This window comes from Microbacterium sp. Leaf179 (genome assembly GCF_001423785.1).
Taxonomy (GTDB): domain Bacteria; phylum Actinomycetota; class Actinomycetes; order Actinomycetales; family Microbacteriaceae; genus Microbacterium.
The window spans coordinates 21,452-44,583 of the sequence record NZ_LMPH01000006.1; the positions used below are offsets into that span (position 1 = coordinate 21,452).

Annotated in this window: 20 protein-coding genes; 10 read left to right on the forward strand and 10 right to left on the reverse strand. The window is 71.8% G+C overall.

Features of this window, described 5'->3' with window-relative positions; genetic code table 11:
* Window positions 1–38: 38 nt before the first annotated feature.
* The 6 genes from ASF96_RS15520 to arfA all read left to right on the forward strand — a co-directional run bounded on the left by ASF96_RS15520 (window position 39) and on the right by arfA (window position 7,147).
* The gene (locus tag ASF96_RS15520; protein WP_055940726.1) at window positions 39–1,049 is read left to right on the forward strand and encodes a LacI family DNA-binding transcriptional regulator; all 1,011 of its coding nucleotides are present in this window, start codon (window positions 39–41) and stop codon (window positions 1,047–1,049) included.
* Window positions 1,050–1,185: 136 nt separating this feature from the next.
* Entirely contained in the window at window positions 1,186–2,445 is a 1,260-nt protein-coding gene (locus ASF96_RS15525; protein ID WP_235560631.1) for an ABC transporter substrate-binding protein, read from the forward strand.
* Between the two features lie 70 nt (window positions 2,446–2,515).
* Window positions 2,516–3,478, forward strand: a complete 963-nt coding sequence (locus ASF96_RS15530; protein WP_055940731.1) for a carbohydrate ABC transporter permease — start codon at window positions 2,516–2,518, stop codon at window positions 3,476–3,478.
* Window positions 3,475–4,368: a carbohydrate ABC transporter permease gene (locus ASF96_RS15535; protein ID WP_055832837.1), complete on the forward strand. Its 894-nt coding sequence runs from the start codon at window positions 3,475–3,477 to the stop codon at window positions 4,366–4,368. Before ASF96_RS15530 ends, ASF96_RS15535 begins: the two co-directional genes overlap by 4 nt.
* A gap of 11 nt (window positions 4,369–4,379) precedes the next feature.
* A complete protein-coding gene (locus ASF96_RS15540; RefSeq protein ID WP_055940734.1) occupies window positions 4,380–5,636 on the forward strand; it encodes a family 1 glycosylhydrolase in 1,257 nt (418 codons plus the stop codon).
* Window positions 5,633–7,147 carry an arabinosylfuranosidase ArfA gene (gene arfA / locus ASF96_RS15545; RefSeq protein WP_055940737.1) on the forward strand — a complete coding sequence of 505 codons (1,515 nt, stop codon included), beginning with the start codon at window positions 5,633–5,635 and terminating at the stop codon, window positions 7,145–7,147. The genes ASF96_RS15540 and arfA overlap by 4 nt, the downstream gene beginning before the upstream one ends.
* Window positions 7,148–7,331: 184 nt before the next feature.
* On the opposite strand, the gene ASF96_RS15550 is transcribed toward arfA, so the two are convergent.
* The 9 genes from ASF96_RS15550 to ASF96_RS15590 are packed head-to-tail and all read right to left on the reverse strand — an operon-like array spanning window position 7,332 to window position 16,565.
* Window positions 7,332–7,913 (reverse strand): 1,2-dihydroxy-3-keto-5-methylthiopentene dioxygenase, encoded by a 582-nt coding sequence (locus ASF96_RS15550; RefSeq protein ID WP_055940740.1) that lies wholly within the window; start codon window positions 7,911–7,913, stop codon window positions 7,332–7,334.
* Between the two features lie 43 nt (window positions 7,914–7,956).
* Window positions 7,957–8,589, reverse strand: coding sequence for a methylthioribulose 1-phosphate dehydratase (gene mtnB / locus ASF96_RS15555; RefSeq protein ID WP_055940741.1), 633 nt, complete (start codon window positions 8,587–8,589; stop codon window positions 7,957–7,959).
* Complete coding sequence (gene mtnC, locus ASF96_RS15560; RefSeq protein WP_055832842.1) at window positions 8,586–9,290, reverse strand: acireductone synthase; 705 nt, start codon at window positions 9,288–9,290, stop codon at window positions 8,586–8,588. Before mtnC ends, mtnB begins: the two co-directional genes overlap by 4 nt.
* Window positions 9,287–10,255, reverse strand: coding sequence for an NAD(P)-dependent oxidoreductase (locus tag ASF96_RS15565; protein ID WP_055940744.1), 969 nt, complete (start codon window positions 10,253–10,255; stop codon window positions 9,287–9,289). The genes mtnC and ASF96_RS15565 overlap by 4 nt, the downstream gene beginning before the upstream one ends.
* Window positions 10,252–11,907 carry an FGGY-family carbohydrate kinase gene (locus tag ASF96_RS15570; protein WP_055940746.1) on the reverse strand — a complete coding sequence of 552 codons (1,656 nt, stop codon included), beginning with the start codon at window positions 11,905–11,907 and terminating at the stop codon, window positions 10,252–10,254. Before ASF96_RS15570 ends, ASF96_RS15565 begins: the two co-directional genes overlap by 4 nt.
* Window positions 11,904–13,016 carry an ABC transporter permease gene (locus ASF96_RS15575; protein WP_082509763.1) on the reverse strand — a complete coding sequence of 371 codons (1,113 nt, stop codon included), beginning with the start codon at window positions 13,014–13,016 and terminating at the stop codon, window positions 11,904–11,906. Before ASF96_RS15575 ends, ASF96_RS15570 begins: the two co-directional genes overlap by 4 nt.
* On the reverse strand, window positions 13,013–14,014 hold the full coding sequence (locus ASF96_RS15580) for an ABC transporter permease (RefSeq protein WP_055940749.1): 1,002 nt from the start codon (window positions 14,012–14,014) through the stop codon (window positions 13,013–13,015). The genes ASF96_RS15575 and ASF96_RS15580 overlap by 4 nt, the downstream gene beginning before the upstream one ends.
* Complete coding sequence (locus tag ASF96_RS15585; protein ID WP_055940866.1) at window positions 14,011–15,513, reverse strand: sugar ABC transporter ATP-binding protein; 1,503 nt, start codon at window positions 15,511–15,513, stop codon at window positions 14,011–14,013. The genes ASF96_RS15580 and ASF96_RS15585 overlap by 4 nt, the downstream gene beginning before the upstream one ends.
* Before the next feature lie 38 nt (window positions 15,514–15,551).
* Window positions 15,552–16,565 (reverse strand): sugar ABC transporter substrate-binding protein, encoded by a 1,014-nt coding sequence (locus ASF96_RS15590; protein ID WP_198424671.1) that lies wholly within the window; start codon window positions 16,563–16,565, stop codon window positions 15,552–15,554.
* A 203-nt stretch (window positions 16,566–16,768) separates the two neighbouring features.
* On the opposite strand from ASF96_RS15590, the gene ASF96_RS15595 reads away from it, so the two are divergent.
* The 3 genes from ASF96_RS15595 to rocD all read left to right on the forward strand — a co-directional run bounded on the left by ASF96_RS15595 (window position 16,769) and on the right by rocD (window position 20,121).
* Window positions 16,769–17,743, forward strand: a complete 975-nt coding sequence (locus tag ASF96_RS15595) for a carbohydrate kinase family protein (RefSeq protein ID WP_055940758.1) — start codon at window positions 16,769–16,771, stop codon at window positions 17,741–17,743.
* A gap of 270 nt (window positions 17,744–18,013) precedes the next feature.
* Window positions 18,014–18,910, forward strand: coding sequence for a dimethylargininase (ddaH, locus tag ASF96_RS15600; RefSeq protein WP_200934113.1), 897 nt, complete (start codon window positions 18,014–18,016; stop codon window positions 18,908–18,910).
* The gene (gene rocD, locus ASF96_RS15605) at window positions 18,907–20,121 is read left to right on the forward strand and encodes an ornithine--oxo-acid transaminase (protein ID WP_055940761.1); all 1,215 of its coding nucleotides are present in this window, start codon (window positions 18,907–18,909) and stop codon (window positions 20,119–20,121) included. The genes ddaH and rocD overlap by 4 nt, the downstream gene beginning before the upstream one ends.
* Before the next feature lie 80 nt (window positions 20,122–20,201).
* On the opposite strand, the gene ASF96_RS15610 is transcribed toward rocD, so the two are convergent.
* Window positions 20,202–21,770 carry a molybdopterin-dependent oxidoreductase gene (locus tag ASF96_RS15610; protein ID WP_055940764.1) on the reverse strand — a complete coding sequence of 523 codons (1,569 nt, stop codon included), beginning with the start codon at window positions 21,768–21,770 and terminating at the stop codon, window positions 20,202–20,204.
* Between the two features lie 128 nt (window positions 21,771–21,898).
* Here ASF96_RS15610 and ASF96_RS15615 point away from each other — a divergent pair, with 128 nt between their 5' ends.
* Window positions 21,899–23,065: an alpha/beta fold hydrolase gene (locus ASF96_RS15615; protein ID WP_055940766.1), complete on the forward strand. Its 1,167-nt coding sequence runs from the start codon at window positions 21,899–21,901 to the stop codon at window positions 23,063–23,065.
* Window positions 23,066–23,132 lie beyond the last annotated feature (67 nt).

The following is a 23,132-nucleotide window of genomic DNA, read 5'->3' on the forward strand; positions in this document are numbered from 1 at the left end:
CAACGTTGTAGAGTCTCGACCAGAACGAGGGGGATGCCATGACGGCGACGCTGCACGACGTGGCCCGCGCGGCCGGGGTGTCGATCAAGACGGTCTCGAACGTGATCAACAACTATCCGCACGTGCGCGACGCGACACGAGAGCGGGTCGAAGCGGCGATCGACGAGCTTCAGTATCGACCCAACCAGGCCGCCCGCACCCTGCGATCGGGGCGCACCGACATGATCGGCCTGATCGTGCCGGATCTGCGCAACCCGTACTTCGCCGAACTCGCTGACGATGTCATGCGCGCGGCGCGCGCGCACGGGTTCTCGGTGCTCATCGAGCAGTTCGACGCGGATCGCGACAGTGAGCTCGCGGCCCTGCGTGGGGCGCGTCGCCGGGGTCTCGACGGCGTGCTGTATTCGGTGCTCTCCCTCGGGGAGGACGACGCGCCCCTGCTCGACGAGGTCGGCATGCCCATGGTGCTGCTGGGGGAGCGGATCTTCCACTCCGCCCACGACCACGTGACGATGCGCAACACCGAGGCGGCTCGCGCGGCCACGGCGCACCTGCTTGCCGCGGGGCGTCGGCGCGTGCTGGCTCTCGGCTCGCACCCGGGAGAGATCGTCGGGTCCGCGGGGCTCCGCCTGCGCGGCTACGAGGCTGCTCTCGCCGACGCGGGACTCGAGGTCGATCCCGTCCTGGTGGTGCCCGTCGACCGTTGGCATCGCGTCGACGGTGCCGATGCGATGCGCGCGGTGCTCGATACGGGCCTCGATTTCGACGGCGTCGTCGCTTTCAACGACTCGATCGCGCTCGGGGCGATGCGCGTGATGCTCGAACGGGGTATCCGCATCCCCGAGGAGGTCGCCCTCGTCGGCTTCGACGACCTCGACGAGACCCGCTATTCACTGCCGACGCTGACGACGATCGATCCTGGCCGCTCCGAGATCGCGCGCGTGGCGGTCGACCTGCTGGTCCAGCGCATCACGGGTGACGCGGTCGCCGAACCGCGCGAGGTGCTCGCGGACTTCCGCCTCGTCGAGCGCGAATCCACGGCGGGCTGAGATCCCGCCCTTGACATCCCACGACGGTGGGGTGATCATCCATTTACAACGTTTACCTCCATCGTTGTAAATTGCTTTGCACCAGACTCGGCGCCCGAGCCGAGAAGACGACGCAGTCACACGAAAGGCATCGAAGATGATGAAGCGCAGCTTGCCCGTCCTCGCGACGGTGGGGGCCGCGGCCCTGCTCCTCGCGGGTTGTTCCGGCTCGTCGAGCCCCGCGGCCGACGGCCCCGCCGAGATCACGTTCTGGCACGGCTACACCGAAGCCGACGGCAAGGTCCTCGACCAGATCGTCGCCGACTTCAACGCCTCGCAGCAGAAGTACAAGATCACCACCGAGACCAAGACCTGGGCGGTCATCGACGACACCCTGCTGCCCGCGCTCAGTTCCGAAGAGGGCCCCCAGATCGTCGCCATGCCGGCGGAGCGCATGCCCGTCTACGCCGATCGCGGCGCCTTCGCCGACCTGAGCGACTTCTACGCGTCGTCCGACAGCAACACCGCCGACCTCGTGCCCCAGGCCGTCGACATGATCACGGTCGGCGGCACGCCCTACGGCGTCCCCACCGGGTTCGTGCCGCTGGCGATGTTCTACAACAAGACCCTGTTCGCCTCGGCCGGCATCACCGAGGCCCCCACGACGTGGGACGAATGGGTGGCGGATGCCAAGAAGCTCACCGTGGACGAGAACGCCGACGGCACGCCCGAGCAGTACGGCGTCGCGATCCCCGATCACGCCACGGTGGCCAACGGCCTGTGGCCGAGCCTGCTCCTCAGCGGCGGTGGTCAGATCGTCGACGGCGACAAGGCCGTCATCGACTCGCCCGAGAATGCGGAGACCATCCAGTACTGGACCGACGCGATCACGAAGGACAAGATCTCGCCCACGGGTCTCGACGGCATCGCGGCCGACCAACTGTTCAGCTCGGGCAAGGCCGCCATGCACGTCGGCGGACCGTGGATGGCATCCATCGCCAAGGACAACAACATCGACTACGGCATCGCCGCCCTCCCCGCCGGTCCCGCCGAGCAGGCGGCCTCGGCGATCGGTGTCGCGATGGGCGTCACCGAGTCGGCCGACGACGCGCAGCGTGCGGGTGCCGAGGCGTTCTTCACCTACTTCTTCCAGAAAGACGTGGCGACGCAGTGGTCGCTCGCCTCGGGCTGGCCTCCGCTGCGCACCGACATCCCGCTCAGCGACGTCGCGTCCAACCTGGTCGTCGCCGCCCTCAGCGAGATCGCCCCGACGGGTCGAGCGCTGCTGCCCGGTGTGGTCAACAGCACCGACGTCATCTCGGACGTCGACGAGCTCACCCAGAAGGCCGTCGCGGGTGGCGACGTCACCGAGCTGCTCTCGACGGCCCAGACCAAGATCCAGCAGGCCATCGAGTGACCAACGCACGGGAGGGGCGCCCGCGTCGCCCCTCCCGTGTCCTCGCCTCCGCTTCTCGAACAGGACGACCATGACCACTCACGCCCCGAGCGCGCCGCCCCGCCGGCGCGGGGCCTACCGCCCACCGGCTCCGCTCGGCGGCCGCGGACCCCTCCGGCACAGCCCCCGCCACCGCCTCACGGTGGTCGCCTTCCTCGCCCCGGCCATCGTCATCCTGACGGTCTTCGTGGCCTGGCCGATGGTCTCGGCCCTGCGTCTGTCGTTCACGGATGCCAGCGGCTTCGGCCGCGAGAAATTCGTCGGCCTCGAGAACTACGCGCGGGTCTTCACCGACCCCGACATCGTGCGCGCGATGGGGAACACGGCTCTGTACGCCGTGATGTTCACCCCGATCGCAATCGCGCTGGCCCTCGGCTTCGCGCTGCTGCTGAACAACCCGCTGCTGCCGCTGCGCGGCCTGTTCCGTACCGCCCTGTTCACGCCGTTCATCGTGTCTCTCGCGGTCGCCGCCTTCGCGTGGTCGTACCTGCTCGACCCGCAGATCGGTCTGCTCAATTACTGGCTGCGGGGTCTCGGCATCCAGCTCGGAAACGTCCTGCAGGACCCGAACCTCGCCATGCCGGCCGTCGTGCTCGTCGCGGTGTGGAAGAGCTTCGGCTTCTACATGGTCATCTTCCTCGCCGGGCTCCAGGACATTCCGACGAGCCTGTACGAGGCGGCCCGCGTAGACGGCGCGAGCGCGTGGCAGCGCTTCCGCAGCATCACGTTCCCGATGCTCGGCAACACCATGGGCTTCGTCGTGATCGTCGCGCTCATCGCGGCCCTGCAGGCATTCGACCAGATCTACGTCATGACCGGCGGTGGCCCCTACGGCACCACGCAGACGATCGTCATGGAGATCTACCAGTCCGGCTTCCGCAAGCTCGAGCTCGGCTTCGCGTCCGCCCTGTCGTACGTCCTGCTGCTCATCACCCTCGTGCTGAGCCTGACCCAGTTCCTCTTCTTCTCACGACGAGAGCAGGATGCCGCATGACCGCCCTCGCTCCCGCGCCCGCCGCCCCGGCATCCGCGATCCCCGTCCGTCGGAACTCGCCGCAGGCCCGTCGCCGCCGCCTCGTGTCGGCGACCCTGCTCGTCGTGGTCGCCGCCTCGACCCTCGTGCTGATGCTGCCGATCCTCATCATCGTGTTCACGGCCTTCAAGCCCGTGGCCGAGGTGAATGCGTATCCGCCGACCCTGCTGCCGGGTCAGTGGACGCTCGACAACTTCGCGCGGATCTTCACCGAGCTGCCCTTCGCCCGCCTCATCGCCAACAGCTTCGTCTTCGCGGGCGGGGTCACCCTATTCGCGCTGGTGTTCGACTCCCTCGCCGCCTACGCGCTGGCCCGCCTGGACTTCCGGGGCAACAAGATCCTGCTGATCGCGATCATCGCGAGCCTCATGATCCCGTTCCAGGCGACCCTGATCCCGATCTACCAACTCGTCTCTGACCTGGGATGGGTCAACTCCTACGCCGGGCTCATCGCCCCGCGCGCCGCGGACGCGTTCGGCATCTTCTTCCTGCGGCAGTTCTTCCTGTCGCTGCCCCGCGACCTCGACAACGCTGCGCGTATCGACGGGGCGAGCGAATTGCGCATCTTCCGCAGCATCGTTCTGCCCAACGCGGTGCCGGCGCTGCTGACGCTCGGCATCTTCACGTTCGTCAACAACTGGAACGACCTGCTCTGGCCGCTCGTCTTCACGACCGACTCCGAGATGGGCACGGTGACCTCCGGCTTGACGCTGCTGACCGGGCCGGGTGGGATCATCCCGCAGGGCGTGATGATGGCGGGCTCGCTGATCGCGGTGCTGCCGCTGGCGATCCTGTTCCTTCTGATCCAGCGGCGGTTCGTCGAGAGCGTCGGAACGTCGGGACTGAAATGAGAGAGACCCCCATGTCGACGACCCCCTGGTATCGCGACGGCCGGCTGCACTTCGGTGCCGGCATCGAGAACACCTTCGTGCCGCAAGAACGCCCGGGCGAGCGCGCGATCGACGAGTACGCCCTCACCGAGCATTACGAGCGCTGGGGTGACGACCTCGACCTGGCGGTGTCGGTGGATGCCGAGTTCTTGCGCTGGGGGATCCCGTGGCACGTCGTGTCGCCCGAGCGCGGGACGTGGGACTGGTCGTGGACCGACCGGGTGCTCGACGGCTTCGCCGCTCGCGGCATCCGGCCGATCGTCGATCTGCTGCACTACGGCACGCCGACGTGGATCGAGGGCGAGTTCGCCCACCCCGACTACGCCTCGTTCGTCGCCGAGTACGCCGCGCGCGCCGCGGATCGTTATCGCGACCTCGCCACCGACTACACCCCCGTCAACGAGCCGATGCTGCACTCCCTGTTCAGCGGCGAGTACGCCTACTGGCCCCCGTACCGTCGGGGCCTCGCCGGACTCGTCGAGATCTCGACCGCGATCGCCCGCGGCTTCGTCGAGACCCAGCGGGCGGTGGCCGAGGTGCTCGGCGATCGCGCCACCTTCGTGCACGTCGACGCGTCGATGCGGTACGCCGGTGACATCGATGCTCCCGAACACCGCGAGACGGCCGAGCGATACCGCCACCAGGCTTTCCTCGTCGAGGATCTCGTGACCGGTGCGGTCGGGGCGGACCATCCGCTCCTCCCTCTGCTGCGCGCGCACGGCACCTCCGACGAGACGCTCGCGTGGTTCGCCGAGAACGCCGTGCAGCCCGATGTGATGGGCGTCAACTACTACCCCCGGCACTCGACGGAACTGTTCGAAAGCGGCATCCATCACTCCGGCGGCTTCGCCGACCCCCGTCCCACGCGTGACGACGGGGTCGAGGGGCTCGCCGAGATGCTGCGCACCTACGCCGCCCGCTACGGCGCGCCGGTGATGCTCGCCGAGACGTGCGTGACCGACGACGTCGCCACCCGCCTGCGATGGCTGGACGATTCCGTCGCCACCGTCCAGGGGCTTCGCGCCGACGGGGTCGACGTCGTCGGCTACACGTGGTGGCCGCTGTTCGACATGTACGAGTGGACCTACCGGCACAGCGACGAGACGCGGTCCGCCCATCTTCTGACCATGGGGCTCCACGACCTCGTGGAGACCGAGACCGGGCTCGCGCGCCGCCGCAACCCCGTCGCCGACCGATTCGCCGAGTACGCATCCCGAGGAGCACGATGACCACCGCCCGCCTGACTCTCGACCCCCGCTTCCCGATCGGGGCCGTCCGTCGCCGTCTGTTCGGCGGTTTCGTCGAGCACCTCGGCCGCCACGTCTACGACGGCATCTACGAACCCGGCCACCCCGAGGCCGACGAGCAGGGCTTCCGTCGCGACGTGCTGGAGCTCGTGCGCGAGCTCGGGGTCTCGACGATCCGTTACCCCGGCGGCAACTTCGTCTCGGGCTTCCGGTGGGAGGACAGCGTCGGACCGCGCGCACAGCGCCCGCGCCGCCTCGACCTCGCGTGGCACTCGACCGAGACGAACGAGATCGGCCTGCACGAGTTCGCGGACTGGCTCGACAAGGCCGGCAGCGACCTCATGCTGGCCGTCAACCTCGGCACCCGGGGCACGCTCGAGGCCCTCGACCTGCTCGAGTACAGCAACGTCCCCGGGGGCACGACCCTGTCTCAGCAGCGCATCGACAACGGTCGGGCGGAGCCGTTCGCCGTGCGCGTGTGGTGCCTCGGCAACGAGATGGACGGGCCCTGGCAGCTCGGCCACCGTTCGGCCGATGACTACGGCAAGATCGCGTCTCAGACCGCGAAGGGCATGCGCCAGCTGGACCCCTCGATCGAACTCGTGGTGTGCGGATCGTCGGGAGCGTCGATGCCGACGTTCGGCGAGTGGGAGCGCGTCGTGCTGGAGCACACGTACGACGACGTCGACATGATCTCGTGCCACGCGTATTACCAGGAGCACGACGGCGACATCGACTCGTTCCTCGCCTCGTCCGTCGACACCGACCGCTTCATCGAGGCCGTCGTCGCGACCGCCGACCACGTCGGCGCCGTGCGCGGCAGCGCGAAGAGAATCGAGATCTCGTTCGACGAGTGGAACATCTGGTACCAGACCCGCTTCCACGACGTCGACCAGATCACCGGCGTCGACAACTGGCCGGTCGCCCCGCGCCTGCTCGAGGACGTGTACTCGGCTCTGGATGCCGTGGTCTTCGGCAGCCTCATGATCTCGCTGCTCAAGCACGCCGACCGCGTGGCATCGGCGTCTCTGGCCCAGCTCGTCAATGTGATCGCCCCGATCATGACCGAGCCCGGCGGACCGTCCTGGCGCCAGACGACGTTCTTCCCCTTCGCGATCACCTCGCGGCTCGCGCAGGGCGACGCGGTACGCCTGCAGGTCGAGGCACCGCTCATCGGTACCGAGAAGTTCGGCGCGGTCCCGGCGGTGGACGCGGTCGCCACCCACGACGCCGAGACCGGTGCCACCGCGATCTTCGTGGTGCACCGCGGTCGCGAAGAGGCCGTCGACCTCGCGATCGACGTCAGCGGGCTGGGCGACGTCGAGATCGTCGAGACACACCTGCTCCACGACGACGACCCGTACGCGCGCAACACGCTCGACGAGCCCGAGCGCGTGCAGCCGGGAACCGTCGCGGCTCGGCTGGACGGCGGCATCCTGCACGTGAGCCTGCCGCCCATCGCGTGGGCTGCGCTCTCGCTCGCGCGGGCATGATCGCCTGACGAGCGCGAGGGGCTCGTCGCGACAGCGCGATCTCTTCGGTCGCCGTGCCCGGGTCGTCACGGCGACCCGGGCATGCAGAAACGCCCGTTCCCCGCAGAATCCGTGGGGAAGACTGCGGGGATCGGGCGTTTCTGCGAGGTGCGACCGGCCGGGGCCGGCCGGCCCGAGCGGAAGCTCAGGCGAGCTGCGCGCGACGTTCCGCCAGCTGGTCGAACGACGCGAACGACTCGGCGATCGGGCTGCCGGTGAAGTGGCCGACCCAGCCGTCGTCGTCGTGGAAGAAGCGCACGCTCACGTAGTGGGGCGAGGTGCCCATGTCGAACCAGTGCGTGGTGTTCGCCGGCACCGAGATGAGGTCGCCCGCCTCGCAGTACACCGCGTGCACCTTCTCGTTCGCGTGCAGGTAGAACACGCCGGCACCCTTGGCGAAGTAGCGGTCCTCGTCGTCGTCGTGCGCGTGCTCCGACAGGAACTTCTCGCGGAACGGCGTCTTGACCTCGTCGTAGTCGTCCTGCGCGGGGTCGAGGGCGACGACGTCGACGAGGGTGTAGCCCTCGCGCTCCTTCACCTCGCCGATCTCGTCGGCGTACAGCGCGAGCACCTCGTCCTGCGAGGCGCCGGTGGGCACGTCCTTGACCTCCCAGCGCGAGAAACGGGCGCCGAGTTCGGCGAGGGCCTCGCGGATCTCGCTCTCTTCGGTGGTCTCGAGCACGGGCGTGCTCGGGTCGGTCGCTTTCCAGACGGTCAGCAGGGTCATGGCCGCTCCTTTCGTTGGGGGTGGGGAAGAGGGATGCCGAAGCTCAGCGCGTCGCGACGGCGAAGCGCAAGAGCCACTCGGTGATCTCGAGGTGGCGACGGGCCGCAGCCACATCAGCACCCCAGGCGTACATGCCGTGGTTCGCGACGATCAGGGCGGGGACCTCGGGCACCGAGGCGGTGGCGGGTCGGTAGACCTCGTCGAACCAGCCGGCTTCGACGGTCATGTCCTGGTGGTTGCGGATGACGGGGACGGTGACCGTCTCGTCGTCGGCGAGGTGGCCGATGCCCTTGAGCATCTCCATGTCGCGGATCTCGACGCCGCTCGGCCACCGATGCCCGGCGACGACGGCGTCGAACGCGTGCACGTGGAACACGGCGTTCGCGCCCGTGCGGGCGGCGATGTGCGCGTGCAGGCCCGACTCGGCCGACGGGGGTCGGGGGTCGTCGGCGTCGATGGCGTGACCGGCGGCGTCGATGAGCACGACGTCGGCGTCGGTGAGCAGCGACTTGTCGAGGCCCGAGGCGGTGACGGCGAGCACGAGCGGGTCGCGGTCGACGACGACCGAGAGGTTGCCCGAGGTCCCGCGCATCCAGCCGTAGCCCGAGAAGCGCGAGGCCTCGGCGGCGAGGGCGGCCCCGGCGGCCTGCACGCGGTCGGCGGCGGGAAGACTCATCGGGTGACCTCGATCTCGTCGAAGGACGCCACGGCGGGCGCGGCGAAGTCGGCGCCGGCCCACGGCTCGCCCGCGCGGTCGAGGGCGACGACCTGCCAGCCCGCGGCGAGGGCGGCGGTCACCTCGTCGGGGTGGTCGGTGAGGAACAGGGCGCGCTCGGGCGAGACGTCGAGGGCCGCGGCGATGGCGTCGAACGACGCGCGCTCCTTCTTCGGCCCGGCCTTCACGGTGTCGAAGAAGTCCTCGACGAGGGGGGTGAGGTCGCCCTGCGGGGCGTGGCGGAACCACGGCACCTGCGAGGCGATCGAGCCCGACGAGTACACGGCGAGACGGATGCCGTCCTCGTGCCACGCGTGCAGGCGTGGCGGCACGTCGTCGAAGAACTGCGAGTGGATCTCGCCCGCGGCGAAGCCCTCGGCCCAGATGATGCCCTGGAGCGTCTTCAGGGGCGTCGACTTGACGTCCTTCGCCATGAGTCCGCGCAGCGCCTCGGCGATCTCGGCGTCGGAGGCATCGGCATCCAGGCCCGTCTCGACGATCGCGTCGGCGCGGGCGGCGCGGACCGTGTCGTCGTCGCGGCCGAGCACCTCGTCGAGGCGCGGGCGGGCGTAGTCGTAGAGGTCGCCCAGGATGAAGCCGGCGGCCGAGGTCGTGCCCTCGATGTCGAGCACGACGACGTCGGCGGTGGGGGTGACGGTCATGAGGTCTCTTTCCGGGAGAAGAACGATGCCACGGCCGCGGCCGCCAGGCGGGAGTGCTCGACGACGACGTCGTCGGAGGCCCCGGCGATGTGCGGGGTGAGGGTGACGTTCGGCAGGCTGAGCAGCTCGTCGTCGGGCGCGAGGGGCTCGTCGTGGAACACGTCGAACCCGGCGCCGGCGATGCGTCGGTCGCGGAGCACCGCGAGCAGCGCGTCACGATCGACGAGGGCGGCGCGCCCGGCGTTGATCAGGTAGGCGTCGGAGCGCAGGAGCGCCAGTTCCCGCGCCCCCAGCAGCCCGGTCGTCTCGGGCGTCAGCGGGACGTGCAGGGTGACGATGTCGCTCTCGGCGAGCAGGTCGTCGAGCTCGACGTGCTGTACGTCGTCGCCGAGGGCGCCGGGGGCGAGGAACGGGTCGTACACGGCGATGCGCAGGTCGAAGCCCTGGGCGCGCCGGACGACGCGGCGGCCGACGGCGCCGGCTCCGACCACGCCGAGCTGACGACCCGAGAGCCCGATGCCACGGAAGCGCGCGTAGGGCTCGAACACGTCGTGGGCGCTCCAGTGGCCCTCGCGCAGCCACGCCGAGGCGGCGGGCACGTGGCGCACCGTCGCGAGCAGCAGCGCGAGGGTGAAGTCGGCGGTGACGTCGGCGTTGCGGCCCGGGGTCGTGCGCACCTCGACCCCGCGCGCGGCGCACGCGGCCAGATCGACGTTGGCGGGGTTCGCGCGGCACGCGACGACGAGCGCGAGGCGGGGGGCGGCCGCGAGAGCCGCATCGTCGATGCGGTCGAGCTCGGCGATCACCACGTCGGCGTCGGCCAGGGCGGCGGCGAAGGCGGGGTCGGCGGCGGTGCGGGCGCCGAGCGACTGGCCGGTCTCGGCCTCGGATGCCACGAGCACGTCGCCCGCGATCTCGGCGGCGGTGCGCGGGTCGAAGGGGGCCGTGATGACGGTGCGGGTCACGCGCGTGTCCTCTCGGGGGTGGGGGATTCGGGGCGGGACGCGTCGAGGTGGGCGGCGGGGGCCGCGGCGTCGACGCGCTCGGTCTCGGCGGGGTCGGTGGCGGGGCGCGTGCCCTCGCGCGCGGGATCGGACGCGGCCGTCTCCGCCGGGGGCGACAGTCGACCCAGCACGCGCAGCGCGGGCCACTCCGGCCGCAGCGCCGCGCGCACGCGCGCGAACACGTCGCGCGCAGCCCCCAGGGCGAGGGAGAGGTGGGGGGTGAACTCGACCGTGTCGGCGGGGAACACCCGCACCGCGGCCGCCAGGTCGTCGGCGAGCCCGGCCGCCACGAGGGCGATGGTCGCGGCTCCACGCGCGCCGATCTCGGGGTCGGCGGTGCGCACGATGGTGCGTCCCGACACGTCGGCGAGCAACTGGCAGAGCAGGTCGCTGCGCGCGCCGCCGCCGCACACGGGCACCCGGTCACCGGCATCCAGCAGGTCGAGGCTCTCGGCCACGGTGAACGCGAGCCCCTCGAAGACGCTGCGCAGCAACTGCGCCGGGGTGGTCGTGACGCTCATGCCCACCCACGAGGCCGAGGCCGCGGCGTCGACGAAGGGGGCGCGCTCGCCGCTCGGCGATCCGTAGGGCAGGTAGACGACGCCGCCGCTGCCGTCGGTCGCGGTGCGGGCGAGGCGCTCCAGCTCGCTCCATCCGCGATCGGACAGCCCGAGCGAGTCCCGCACCCAGTCGAGGTTGGGGGTGCCCACCATCGACGACAGGGCCTCGATCACCTGCGTGCCGCGGCCGGTGGGAAGAAGGATGCCGATCCCGCTGTCGGCGGCGGCCCGATCGGCCCGGTTGACGGCCACGGTGGCGGTGGTGCCGAGCACGACCCAGCCGTCTTGATCGGCGAGGGCGCCCAGGCCCACCGGGCACGCGGCGGAGTCGACGAGCCCCACGGCCACCGCGACCCCGGCGGTGAGGCCGAGCTCGTCGGCGGCCGCGTCGGTGAGCGGTCCGGCGACCTCGTGCGGGGCGCGCACCGGGGCGAGGAGGTGCGCGAACCGGCGGTGACCGAGCGCGTCGATCATCTCGTCGGAGTACGCCAGAGTCGCCGGGTCGAGGTAGGTGCGCGAGGCCTCGGAGGGATCGGTGGCGACCTCGCCGGTGAGGCGGTGGCGCACCGCGTCCTTGCAGTTGAGGTGGTGGGCCGCGCGGGCGAGCGTCTCGGGCTCGGTCTCGGCGAAGCCGTCGAGCAGCACGGGCAGGGTGCCGGGGAAGCTGGCCGAGCCGGTTGCGGCGACGACGGCGGCGTCGCGCCCGTCGCGCTGCCAGGCCGCGACGCGGTCGGCGCCTCGGCCGTCGAGCCACAGGGCCGCGGGGCGCACCGGGCGTCCCTCGCCGTCGACCAACCAGGCGCCGTCGCCCTGGCCCGTGACGCCGATCGCGACGACATCGGGCTGGGCGCTCCGCGCGAGCGACAGGGCCTGGCGGACGGCGCCGACGACGGCCTCCCAGACCGCGTCGATGTCGCTCTCGGCCCCGCCGTCGGGGGTGCGCACGACGCTCACGGCCCGGTGGCCGGCGGCGAGCGTCTCGCCCTCGAGCGAGTACAGCACGGCCTTGACCGCGGTGGTGCCGGCGTCGATGCCGAGGACGGCGGGGGTCACGCCGTGCCGCCCGAGGTGGTGTCGGTGGTCGAGGGCGGGATCGTGGTGCGCTCGCCGGCCGGGGCCGAGCCCACGGTGCCGGCGGCGGGGGCCGCCGGGGCGGGCCGGCGCTCCGCCGCTGCCCGCGCGCGCTGCGCGACGGTGTACGCCAGCACGAGGGCGACGAGCAGCACCACGCCCTGCACGGCGGCCTTGACGTTGAAGTCGAGGCCGAGCAGGTCGAGGCCGTTCGCGAGCACGCCGAGGAACAGTACTCCCACGACGGTGCCGGGGACGTTGGGCCTTGACCGCGGGTGCATCGAGGCGCCGATGAACACCGCGGCGATGGCGTCGAGCAGGTAGCTGAACCCGGCGAGCGGGGTGTACAGGCGCAGCGACGCGCTCAGCAGGATGCCGCCCGCCGCGCACAGCACGCCCGCGCCGACGTACACGAGCACGCGGATGCGGCGGGTGCGCAGCCCCGCGACGACCGCCGCGCGGTCCTGCAGGCCCATCGCCTGGATGCGCACGCCCGCGGGGGTGCGGTGCAGCAGGATGCCGACACCCACCGCCGCGACGGCGGCGATGATCACGGGGATGCCGATGCCCAGCACGTCGCCCGAGCCGAGGAAGGTGAAGCCCTCGGGGGCGGCGCGGAAGCTCACGCTGGCCCCGCCGTTGGTGCCGATCTGCTGGGCGCTGCGGCCGATGAAGAAGGTGCCGAGCGTGGCGAGGAAGGGGGTGACCCCGAGCCCCACGATGAGGAAGGCGTTGAGCGCGCCGATGAGCGCGCCGCCGAGGAGTCCGAGCAGCACGGCCACGGGCCACGGCATCCCGAACGACATCATCGACACGATCGCGAACCACGCGCCGAAGTCCACGGCGACCGCCGCCGACAGGTCGATTCCGCCCGACGACACCACGACGGTGAGGGCCAGGGCGACCAGCAGCAGGATCGCGACGCCGTCGAGCACGTTGAGCAGGTTGCTCGGGCGCAGGAACGCGTCGCTCGCGAACGAGAAGAACACGATGAGCACGGCGAACGCGGCGACGAAGCCGTAGCGGGTGACGGTCGCGGCGGCCGAGCCGGCGACGCCCGACCACCGGGCGCGGGGGGCGGTCGTGCTCATGCGCGGGACTCCTCGTTCTTGCGCGCCGCGGCCGCGGCCACGACGAGCAGGATCAGCACGCCCTTGAACCCGTCGACCCACGCGTTGGCGACCCGCGAGAGGATCAGACCGTTCGACAGCAGCGCCACGAACAGGGCACCCAGCACCGAGCCGAACACGGTGACCGTGCCGCGGCGGGTGAAGGCGGCGCCGAGGAAAGTCGCCAGCACCATGTCGACCATGAGGCGCTCGTCGATCCCCGGGCTGCTGCCCGAGCCGCGCGCGACGAGCAGCAGCGAGCTGAGCCCCGCCACGACGCCCGCGATGACGAACGTCGACATGATGTAGCGCTGAGCGGGGATGCCGGCGAAGGTCGCGGCATCCCGGTTGCCGCCGACCGCCTGCAGGCGCAGGCCGTAGGGCGTGCGGGCCAGCACGAACACGAGCACCGCGGCCACGATCAGCATGAGCACGGCGGCGAGGGGGATGCCGGCGATCCGCGTATCGCGCACGGCGACGACGAGCGGGTCGGTGACGTCGATGCGGCGGTTGCCGCTGACCACGCGCGTGATGCCCACGACCGCGACGTACACGGCCAGCGTCGCCAGGATCGACGACAGTCCCACCCAGCCGACGAGGATCGCGTTCAGCACGCCGAACAGGGTCGTGACCAGGATGCCGAGGGCGAAGGCGACCGCGAACGGTGTGCCGTACGAGGTCAGCTGATCGCTGACGATCGCGGTGGCCAGCGCCGCGGTGGCCGGGATCGACAGGTCGATGCCGCCCACCACGACGTCGTCGCCGCCGCCGATGACGACGATCGCGAGCCCCATCGCGACCAGCGCGACCGGGGCCGCCTGGGTGAGGCTCGCGGTGACGTTGGCGAGGCCGAGGAAGCCCTTCGCCGTCACGGCGAGGTACACGGTCATCGCGAGGACGACGAGCAGGGGGCCGCGCCGGGCCAGCAGGCTGCGGATGCGGGGAGCGAGCGCGGGGCGCTCGACGGCGAGGGCGCTCACGCGGCATCCCCTTCTGATCGTGCGTCACCGCTGCCGGTGACGAGGGCGCTGAGGTGTTCGAGGGTGAGACCGTCGGTCGACACCTCGTAGGCGACGCGTCCGCGCTCGAGCACCACGATGCGGTCGGCGAGTCCGAGCACCTCGGCGGGGTCGGTCGAGACGACCACCACCGCGGTCCCGGATGCCGCGAGCTCGGCCAACAGGCGGTAGATCTCCTGCTTGGCGCCGATGTCGACGCCGACGGTGGGCTCGTCGAGCACGATGACGCGCGCGCCGGCGGCGAGGCTGCGGCCCAGCACGACCTTCTGCTGGTTGCCGCCGCTGAGCAGCCGCGTCTGGGCGGTCGTGTCGCGGGGGCGGATGTCGAGGCGCTCCGACAGCTCGTCGGCGCGCGCGCGGGCGGCGGGGGCGTCGAGGAGCCCCGCGCGGGAATCGGTCGAGAGCGTGGAGAGCGTGAGGTTCTGCTGCACCGAGAAGTCGAGCACGACACCGTCGTGACGACGGTCGCGGGGCACGAGCACGACGCCGGCCTCGAGGGCGGCGGCCGGGCTCGACGGGCGGAAGCGGCGCTCGCCGAGGCGCAGCTCGCCGGTGTGGCGGTGAAGGCCCACGAGCGCCTCGCCGAGCTCCGAGGCGCCGGAGCCGAGAAGCCCCGTCACCCCGACGATCTCGCCCGGGCGCGCGTCGAGGTCGACGCCGTGCACCACGGTGCCGACACCGAGGCCGCGGGCGCTCAGCACGGCCGGCGCGGTCACCGGCGGACGGCGGGCGGGGTAGAGGTCGTCGATCTCGCGCCCGATCATGAGGCGGATCATCTCGCGGCCGCTGTCGGGCCCGACCGCCTCGAGACGGCCCACGTCGAGGCCGCCGCGCAGCACGGTCACGCGGTCGCAGATGCGCGTGACCTCGCCGAGGTAGTGCGAGATGTACAGGCTCGAGATGCCGCGTTCGCGCAGGCGCCCGATGATCCCGAGCAGCTGCTCGGCCTCGGCGCTCGCGAGAGGGGCGGTCGGCTCGTCGAAGACGATGACGCGCGCGTTGTCGTCGACGAGCGCGCGGGCCACCTGCGCGAGCTTGCGTTCGGCGGGCCCGAGGTCGCGCACGAGCCGGGTGGGGGAGAGGTCGATGCCGAGCACGTCGTGCAGCACCTCGGTCACCCGCGCCCGCATCGCGCGGCCGCGGAGCACCCCGCCCGCGCTCCGCTCGTTGCCGAGCCACACGTTCTCGGCCACCGTCATGTCGGGCACGAGCTGCAGCTCCTGGTGCACGAACCGGATGCCGGCGGCGTGCGCATCGGAGGGGGTGAGCCGCTCGGTCTCGGTGCCGTCGATGACGACGGTGCCGCCGTCGCGCTCGTACAGCCCCGCGAGGATCTTGATGAGCGTGGACTTGCCCGCGCCGTTCTCGCCGACGAGGCCGTGCACCTCGCCCGGGCGCACGTCGATCGAGGCGCCCCGGAGAGCCGGAACGCCCGCGAACGCCTTCGTGACGCCGGTCATGCGGAGCACCGGCGTCACGAGGGGGGAGGAGCTTTCGATCACTGGGTGTAGCCCAGCTCCTTCGAGACCTTCTTCGCCTCGTCGGGACCGGCGACGGGGATCGTGTCGACGTAGCTGACCTTGTCGACCGTCTCGCCCAGGAAGTACTTGCCGACGTTGTCGGCCGAGATCGTGGCGATCTTGCGCGGAAGCTGTGCGATGTTGCCGACGAACGGGCTGTTCGGCTCGCTCATGATCTCGAGGGTGTCGGGGCCGGCGTCGAAGGCCGTGACCTTCACGTCGGTGCGGCCGGAGTCCTCGATGGCCTGCACCACGCCGATGGCGGGCTGGTCCCAGCACGCCACGTGGATGCCCTGGATCGTTCCGACCGGGTACTTCTCGAGCAGCGCGAGCGTCTGCTGACGCGCGTCGTCGGGCGCGTTGGCGAACTGCTCGGCGAGCTCGGGCTCGATGAGCTTGACGCCGGGGTAGTCCGTCGAGAGCTCGTTCTTCCACGCGTCGTAGCGCTCGCCGCAGAACGACAGGCTCTGGCCGAACGCGTTGAACACGGCGACGTTGCCCTGACCGCCGAGGGCGTCGCCGGTGATCTTGCCGAGGGCCTCGCCGCCGACCTGGTTGTCGGACTGCGCGTTGTTGACGGCGTACTCCGAGGCGTGGTCCACCCCGAAGACGGGGATGCCGGCGTCGTGCAGCTGCTGCAGCTTCGGGTCGACCGAGGCGTCACCGAGGATCGTGATGACCGCGTCGACGTTCTGCGCGAGGAAGATGTCGTGGTTCTGCGCGTGCAGGGTGTTGTCGCGGTTGCCGTCGGTGGTCAGCGGCGTGCCGCCGAGCTTGGTGACCTCGTCGACCGCGCCCTGGAAGGCCTCGCGGTCCCAGAAGTGCTGCGTTCCGACGACCGCGATGCCGATGGTCTTGCCCGCGAGCGGCTGGCTGGCGTCGACGCCCTCGCCGTTGGGGGCCGCGCCGTCGGACGAGACGGTCGAACAGCCGCTGAGGGCGATGCCCGCCGCGACGACGAGCGCCGGAAGGGCGAGGAGGGACTTTCTCACGGTGGGGCTCCTGTGGGCCGGAGGGCGCTCGCGTCGGGGTGCGCGTCGCCGCTGATGCTGTGTGGGGTGCCGCCGGGGAGCGGACTCTCGAAGCGTAGGGAGGGGGCGAGACAACGTTCGACTCGGGCGTCACACGGTGAAATGAAGTCGTCACCGGTGACCGCGTCAGTAGGCTTCGGCCGTTCCCGACACCGAGGAGACCCATGTCGCAGTCCACCCGTGCGCTCGGCGGCCGTCGCGTCCTGACCGTGGGCCTCCACGTCGCCGACGTGCTCGGTCGCTACGTCGACGCCATCCCTGCCGGTCAGGGACTCGCCCTGCTCGACGAGATCCGCCTCACCGTGGCGGGCACCGCCGCCGCGACCGCCGTCGACCTCGCGCGCCTGGGCGTGCCCGTGGCCACGGTGGGAGCGGTCGGCGACGACGCGCTGGGTGTGTTCCTGCGTTCGACGATGGCCGCCGAGGGTGTCGACGTCGACGCCCTGGCGGTGCGGTCCGCGCACCCCACCTCGGCGACGATGCTGCCGATCCGCCGCGACGGCAGCCGACCGGCGCTGCACGTCATCGGGTCGAACGCCGCGATCCGCGCCGATGACCTGGCGGCCGTCGACCTCGACGAGGTCGCCGTGCTGCACCTGGGCGGCACGTGCCTGCTGCCCGGCATCGATGGGGCGCCGAGCGTCGATCTGCTCCGCCGTGCGCGTGCGGCCGGTGTCGTGACGACGATGGACTTCATCCCCACCGGCGCTCCCGCCGATCGTCACGCCGTGCTGCCGTGTCTGCCGTTCGTCGACTACCTCTTCCCCAGCGAAGAGGACGCGCTGTCGTTCGCGGGAGCGACGACGCTCGACGAGGCGATCGCGTTCTACCTGGATGCCGGTGTCGCCACCGTCGTGATCACCCGCGGGGCCGCGGGGGTCAGCATCAGCACGCGTGAGCGGCGCGATATGCGTCTCGCGGCATACGCGGTCGACGTGGTCGACACGACGGGCTGCGGCGATGCGTTCAGCGCGGGGTTCATCTGGGGGCTGGTCGACGGCGCCGACATCGTCGAGGCCGCCGAGCGAGGGCTGGCGTGCGGCAGCCTGGTGGCGACGGGCCTCGGGTCCGACGCGGGCCTGCATGGTGCGGCCGACGTCGCGCGGCTGCGGGCCGAGGGCGTACGCGGCGCCGTGTAGGCGGCATCCGGGTTGTTCGCGGGGGCGCATCCTCCGCGATGCGCGCAACCTCCGTGGTCCGGCGTCGGATGCCGCGGAGGTTCTGCACATCGCGGAGCGTGTGGCCACGCCCCCGCGCAGCGCCGCTCGCGCCCTTCCGCGCCCGCGTGCGAGAATGGCCGCGGCGTGCTCGGATCGACCTTTCCCCGCACGGCGCCCCGGCGTCGTCGAGTTGAAGGGCCACCAGGCCCCAGGACAGCGTCCGCCGCACCTTTTCTCCGAGGAGCAGAGATGTCCGCTACCCCCACCGCCGCCACCGACTCGACCGCCGCCTCCGCGGCCGGAACCGAGCGCGTGCAGCAGCGCCGTCGCTATCTGATGTGCCGGCCCGAGCACTTCACGGTGAGCTACAGCATCAACCCGTGGATGGAGCCCTCGCGGCCCACCGACACCAACCTGGCCCTGACGCAGTGGCAGGCGCTGTACGACACCTACGTGTCGCTCGGGCACGAGATCGAGCTGATCGACCCCGTCGAGGGACTGCCCGACATGGTCTACACCGCCAACGGCGGCTTCGTCATCGACGGCGTCGCCTACGGCCCCAAGTTCCGCTTCCGCGAGCGCGCCGCCGAGGCGCCCGCTTTCATCGACTGGTTCGCCGCGAACGGCTTCGAGGTCGCCGAGCCCGTCGAGGTCAACGAGGGCGAGGGCGACTTCCTGCTCGTGGGCGACACCATCCTCGCCGGGACGGGCTTCCGCTCGACCGGTGACAGCCACCGCGAGGTGGGCGAGGTCTTCTCGCGCGAGGTCGTGTCGCTGACGCTCACCGACCCGCGGTTCTACCACCTCGACACCGCGATCGCGGTGCTCGACCCCGTGGAAGGACCGGGGGGCGCCGAGAAGGCCAACATCGCCTACCTGCCGAACGCCTTCGACGAGAAGAGCCAGGCGACCCTGCGCGAGCGCTACCCCGACGCGATCCGGGTCTCGGATGCCGACGGCTCGGTGTTCGGCCTCAACTCGGCCAGCGACGGCAAGAACGTCATCATCTCGCCCCGCGCCGTGGGCTTCGAGGCCCAGCTGCGCGAGCGCGGCTACACGCCCGTGAAGGTCGACCTCTCCGAGCTGCTGCTCGGTGGTGGCGGCATCAAGTGCTGCACGCTGGAGCTGCGAGGCGGATCCCGATGAGCACCGCCGTCGACGACCTCGGCGCGCACCTGATCGCCGAAGAGGGCGCGCACCTCGCGCACAACTACCACCCGCTCCCCGTCGTCGTCTCGCGCGCCGAGGGCGTGTGGGTCACCGACGTCGAGGGCAAGCGCTACCTCGACCTGCTCTCGGCCTACTCGGCTCTCAACTTCGGCCACGGTCACCCCGCGATCCTCGCGGCGGCGCGCGAGCAGCTCGAACGCCTCACCCTGACCAGCCGCGCGTACCACAACGACCGTCTGGGTCCCTTCGCCACGGCGCTCGCGCAGCTCTGCGGCAAAGACCTCGTGCTGCCGATGAACAGCGGGGCCGAGGCCGTCGAGACCGGCATCAAGGTCGCGCGCGCCTGGGGCTACCGCACCAAGGGCATCGCTGCGGATGCCGCGACGATCATCGTCGCGAACGGTAACTTCCACGGCCGCACGACCACGATCGTCGGCTTCAGCGACGACCCCACGGCGCACGACGACTTCGGCCCCTACGCGCCGGGCTTCGTGCACGTGCCGTACGGCGACGCGGAGGCCATCGCGGCGGCGATCGACGAGAACACCGCGGCGGTGCTCCTCGAGCCCATCCAGGGCGAGGCCGGCGTCGTCATCCCGCCTGAGGGGTTCCTGCGACGGGTGCGCGAGATCTGCACCGCGAACGATGTGCTCTTCATCGCCGATGAGATCCAGTCGGGTCTCGGCCGGGTGGGGACGACCTTCGCGTGCGACCGCGAGCGCGTCGTTCCCGACGTCTACCTGCTCGGCAAGGCGCTCGGCGGCGGCATCCTGCCCCTGTCGGCGGTCGTCGCGAACGAGGACGTGCTCGGTGTCATCCGCGCCGGCGAGCACGGATCGACGTTCGGCGGCAACCCGCTGGCCGCGGCCGTGGGACTGCGTGTCGTCGAGATCCTGGCATCCGGTGAGTTCCAGACGCGCGCGGCGGCGCTCGGCGAGCACCTCGCCGGTCGCCTCGACACGCTCGTCGGCCACGGCGTGACGGCCGTCCGCATCGCGGGCCTCTGGGCCGGTGTCGACATCGACCCCGCCGCGGGCACCGGGCGCGAGATCGCCGAGAAGCTGCTCGCCCGCGGTGTGCTCGTGAAGGACACGCACGGGCAGACGATCCGCATCGCTCCGCCGCTGACGATCCGCGCGACCGAGCTCGACTGGGCGGTCGAACAGCTCCGGCACGTTCTCTCGTAACACGCGCGAGTCGCCGGGATTCGTCGCCCGGGCCCACCCGGGAGCGACAGATCCTGGCGACTCACGCGGTCGAGAGGGGGTCAGGTGACCGAGACCGTGAGCTCGTCCCAGCCGGTCGCGCCGTCGGGGGCGGGGGCGGCGACGTTCGGGGTCTGCGTCTGCCCGTCGGCCGAGATGGCGCGGCACCGCACGGTGTGATCGCCGCCGGTGGCGTTCCACGGCAGGCTCCACTGCACCCAGGTGTCGGACGAGATGGCCGTGGCCAGCGTCGCCGGCTGCCAGGCGCCGTCGTCGATCTGCACCTCGACGCCCGCGACGCCGACGTGCGTCTGCCAGGCGACACCGGCGATGACGGTGTCGCCCACCGGGACGCGCGCCCCGGCCCGCGGCACGTCGATGCGCGACGCGAGCTTCACCGGGCCGCGCGCCGACCAGCCGCGCGAGGTCCAGTACCCCTCGTCGTCGGCGTATCGCGTGACCTCGAGCTCGGTGACCCACTTCGTCGCCGACACGTAGCCGTACAGGCCGGGCACCACCATGCGCACCGGGAAACCGTGCTCGATGGGCAACGGTTCGCCGTTCATGCCGATGGCCAGCAGAGCGTCGCGCTCGTCGGTCAGCGCTTCGATCGGAGAGGATGCCGTGAACCCGTCGATGGAGCGCGAGAGCACCATGTCGGCCTCGGCGGTGGGCCGAGCCCGGGCGAGGATGTCGCGAAGCGGGACACCCAGCCACCGCGCCGTGCCGATGAGCGAGCCGCCCACTCCGTTCGACACGCAGACGAGCGTGGCGACGGTCTCTTTCTGGGGGAGCGCGACCAGGTCGTCCCACCGCAGCACGACCTCTTGCTCGACGAGACCGTGGACGCGCAGCGACCAGGTCGCGGGATCGACCTGGGGGACGACGAGGGCGGTGTCGATGCGGTAGAAGTCGGCCGAGGGGGTGAGGACGGGAGCGAGCCCGTCGATACCGAGTTCCGCGGCGGCGGGCACCGCGGTGGTGGTCACGGGTGTCGGAAGGCGCAGCGCGCTGCGTACGGCGGTCACGGCCCGTGCGCCGCCGCTCAGGGCGACGGAGCCGAGGGCGGCGAGGGCGCCGGCCAGGACGGCGACGCCCGAGAGGGCGAGGACGCCCCGGCGGGTGGGGCCGTCCGCAGGCGAGGCGGCGGGGGCCTCCCCGGTCGCCGGAGCGGCGGCCACCGCGGGCCGGCGCAGGCGGGCGACGAGCAGGGCGGCGACCACCGCGGCCGCCGCACCGGCGACGAGCGACGGCACCGGCGAGAGCATCCCCGCGTCGGCGCGCGTCATCGCCACGATCGCGCCCACGACGCCCAGCGCCCCGAACACGACCCGGCCCCAGGGCGCCTTGCGGTGCTCCACGACCCCCGCGGCGCCGGCGACCACGAGCAGCAGCACCGCGATGCCGACGAGCAGCGCCAGCTTGTCGCCCGTGCCGAACAGGCTGATGGCCAGGTCTTTCGCCCACGCGGGTGCGATGTCGATCATCCCGCCGCCGATCACCGCGAACGGGCTCGCCGCGGGGGCGATGACGGCGGCAGCGAGCTCGCCGAGCCCGGCACCGAGGACGGCGGCCGAGATCCCGGCGACGGCGGCCGGGACATCCTGGGCTCGAGAGCGCGTGGGGGTCACGAACGGAGCCTAAGGAGCGTGGACGACCGCGGCGCCGTCGCCGCCCGAACTCACAGCCAACCGGCATCCGCCTCGGCCCCGCGGTCCCGCCTGGCACGCACCGTCGCGAGCGCGGGTAGCGTGCAGGCATGCGCGAGAGTGTGCGATCCCTCCGGCGCCCCGCCACCGACGAGGCGCCGGCGTTCGACCTGACCTACGTCCGCTCCGGTCCGCGCGGTGCCACGCCCGTCGTCGTCGTCCCGGGGGGACCGGGCCTCGCGTCGGTGCTGCCGTACGCGGGGCTGCGGCGCTGGGCCGCCCGCGGCGGGCTCGATCTGATCATGGTCGAGCACCGCGGAATCGGCCGCTCGCGCAGCGATCTCGACGGGCGCCCCCTTCCGCCCGAGGCGATGCGCGTGACCGCCGTGCTCGACGATCTCGCCGCGGTCCTCGACGCCGAGGGCATCGACCGGGCCGCGATCGTCGGCTCCTCATACGGCAGTTATCTGGCGATGGCGTTCGGGGCGCGGCATCCGCAGCGCGTGGCCTCGATGCTGCTCGACTCGGCCCTGCAGTCGACCCACGACATCGGCCTCGAGCGCGCGCGCCTGCGGGAGCTGTTCTGGGATGCCGACGACGACATGGCCCGCGGTGTGAAACGCCTCGTGGCCGACGGCGTCGATGAGCGGGTCGTGCTCGACATCGTGCGCGCGGCGTACGAGCTCGGCGGCACCGATCTCGTGCACCCGCTCGTGCGCCACGAACCGGGTTTCGCGTGGCGGGCGCTGGGCGCCTACGCCACCCGCGGTCGCTCGATCGCGCGGATCCCCGGCATCTACGACTTCGACCTCGTGGGCACCATCGCCTTCCGGGAGCTGCACTACGCCGGCACCCCCGACGGGCACCCGCTCGACCCGGCTCTGACCTACCTGCCCCTCGCGCACCGCTACCCGGCCTTCGCGGGGGAGCCCTACGACCTGGTCGAGGCGGTGCGCACCTTCGACTGGCCCCTCGTGGTGCTCTCGGGCGACCGCGACCTGCGCACCCCGCCGCCCATCGCCGAGCGCGTGGTCGCGTCGGCTCCGGATGCCGTGCTCGTGCGCATCCACAACGGGCACAGCGCCCTCGACACCCACCCCCTGGCGCTTCTCAACGCGACGCGTCGGGTGGTGCGCGGGCAGCAGGACCGCCTTCCCCGAGACGAGGCGGCCCTGGAGCGCCTGCCGCGCAAGGGGCTGTCGGCGTCGTTCCCCGGGATGCTCGTGGGCCTGGCCCGCTTCGATGCGCTGGTGCGCCGGCGGGTGCTGAAGCGCTGATCCGCGGCGCCCCGCGCACTGCCCGGGACGAGCCGCGGTGTCAAGGATCTGCCCGAATGTCGCTCCC

What these genes read in the sequence shown, in the direction of transcription:
- ASF96_RS15520 (WP_055940726.1), top strand. Translation starts at nt 39, where the DNA reads ATGACGGCGACGCTGCACGACGTGGCCCGCGCGGCCGGGGTGTCGATC.
- mtnB (WP_055940741.1), bottom strand. Translation starts at nt 8,589, where the DNA reads ATGAGTCTTCCCGCCGCCGACCGCGTGCAGGCCGCCGGGGCCGCCCTC.
- mtnC (WP_055832842.1), bottom strand. Translation starts at nt 9,290, where the DNA reads ATGACCGTCACCCCCACCGCCGACGTCGTCGTGCTCGACATCGAGGGC.
- arfA (WP_055940737.1), top strand. Translation starts at nt 5,633, where the DNA reads ATGACCACCGCCCGCCTGACTCTCGACCCCCGCTTCCCGATCGGGGCC.
- ASF96_RS15575 (WP_082509763.1), bottom strand. Translation starts at nt 13,016, where the DNA reads ATGAGCACGACCGCCCCCCGCGCCCGGTGGTCGGGCGTCGCCGGCTCG.
- ddaH (WP_200934113.1), top strand. Translation starts at nt 18,014, where the DNA reads ATGTCCGCTACCCCCACCGCCGCCACCGACTCGACCGCCGCCTCCGCG.
- ASF96_RS15535 (WP_055832837.1), top strand. Translation starts at nt 3,475, where the DNA reads ATGACCGCCCTCGCTCCCGCGCCCGCCGCCCCGGCATCCGCGATCCCC.
- ASF96_RS15525 (WP_235560631.1), top strand. Translation starts at nt 1,186, where the DNA reads ATGATGAAGCGCAGCTTGCCCGTCCTCGCGACGGTGGGGGCCGCGGCC.
- ASF96_RS15540 (WP_055940734.1), top strand. Translation starts at nt 4,380, where the DNA reads ATGTCGACGACCCCCTGGTATCGCGACGGCCGGCTGCACTTCGGTGCC.
- ASF96_RS15530 (WP_055940731.1), top strand. Translation starts at nt 2,516, where the DNA reads ATGACCACTCACGCCCCGAGCGCGCCGCCCCGCCGGCGCGGGGCCTAC.
- ASF96_RS15585 (WP_055940866.1), bottom strand. Translation starts at nt 15,513, where the DNA reads ATGACCGGCGTCACGAAGGCGTTCGCGGGCGTTCCGGCTCTCCGGGGC.
- ASF96_RS15615 (WP_055940766.1), top strand. Translation starts at nt 21,899, where the DNA reads ATGCGCGAGAGTGTGCGATCCCTCCGGCGCCCCGCCACCGACGAGGCG.
- ASF96_RS15595 (WP_055940758.1), top strand. Translation starts at nt 16,769, where the DNA reads ATGTCGCAGTCCACCCGTGCGCTCGGCGGCCGTCGCGTCCTGACCGTG.
- rocD (WP_055940761.1), top strand. Translation starts at nt 18,907, where the DNA reads ATGAGCACCGCCGTCGACGACCTCGGCGCGCACCTGATCGCCGAAGAG.
- ASF96_RS15550 (WP_055940740.1), bottom strand. Translation starts at nt 7,913, where the DNA reads ATGACCCTGCTGACCGTCTGGAAAGCGACCGACCCGAGCACGCCCGTG.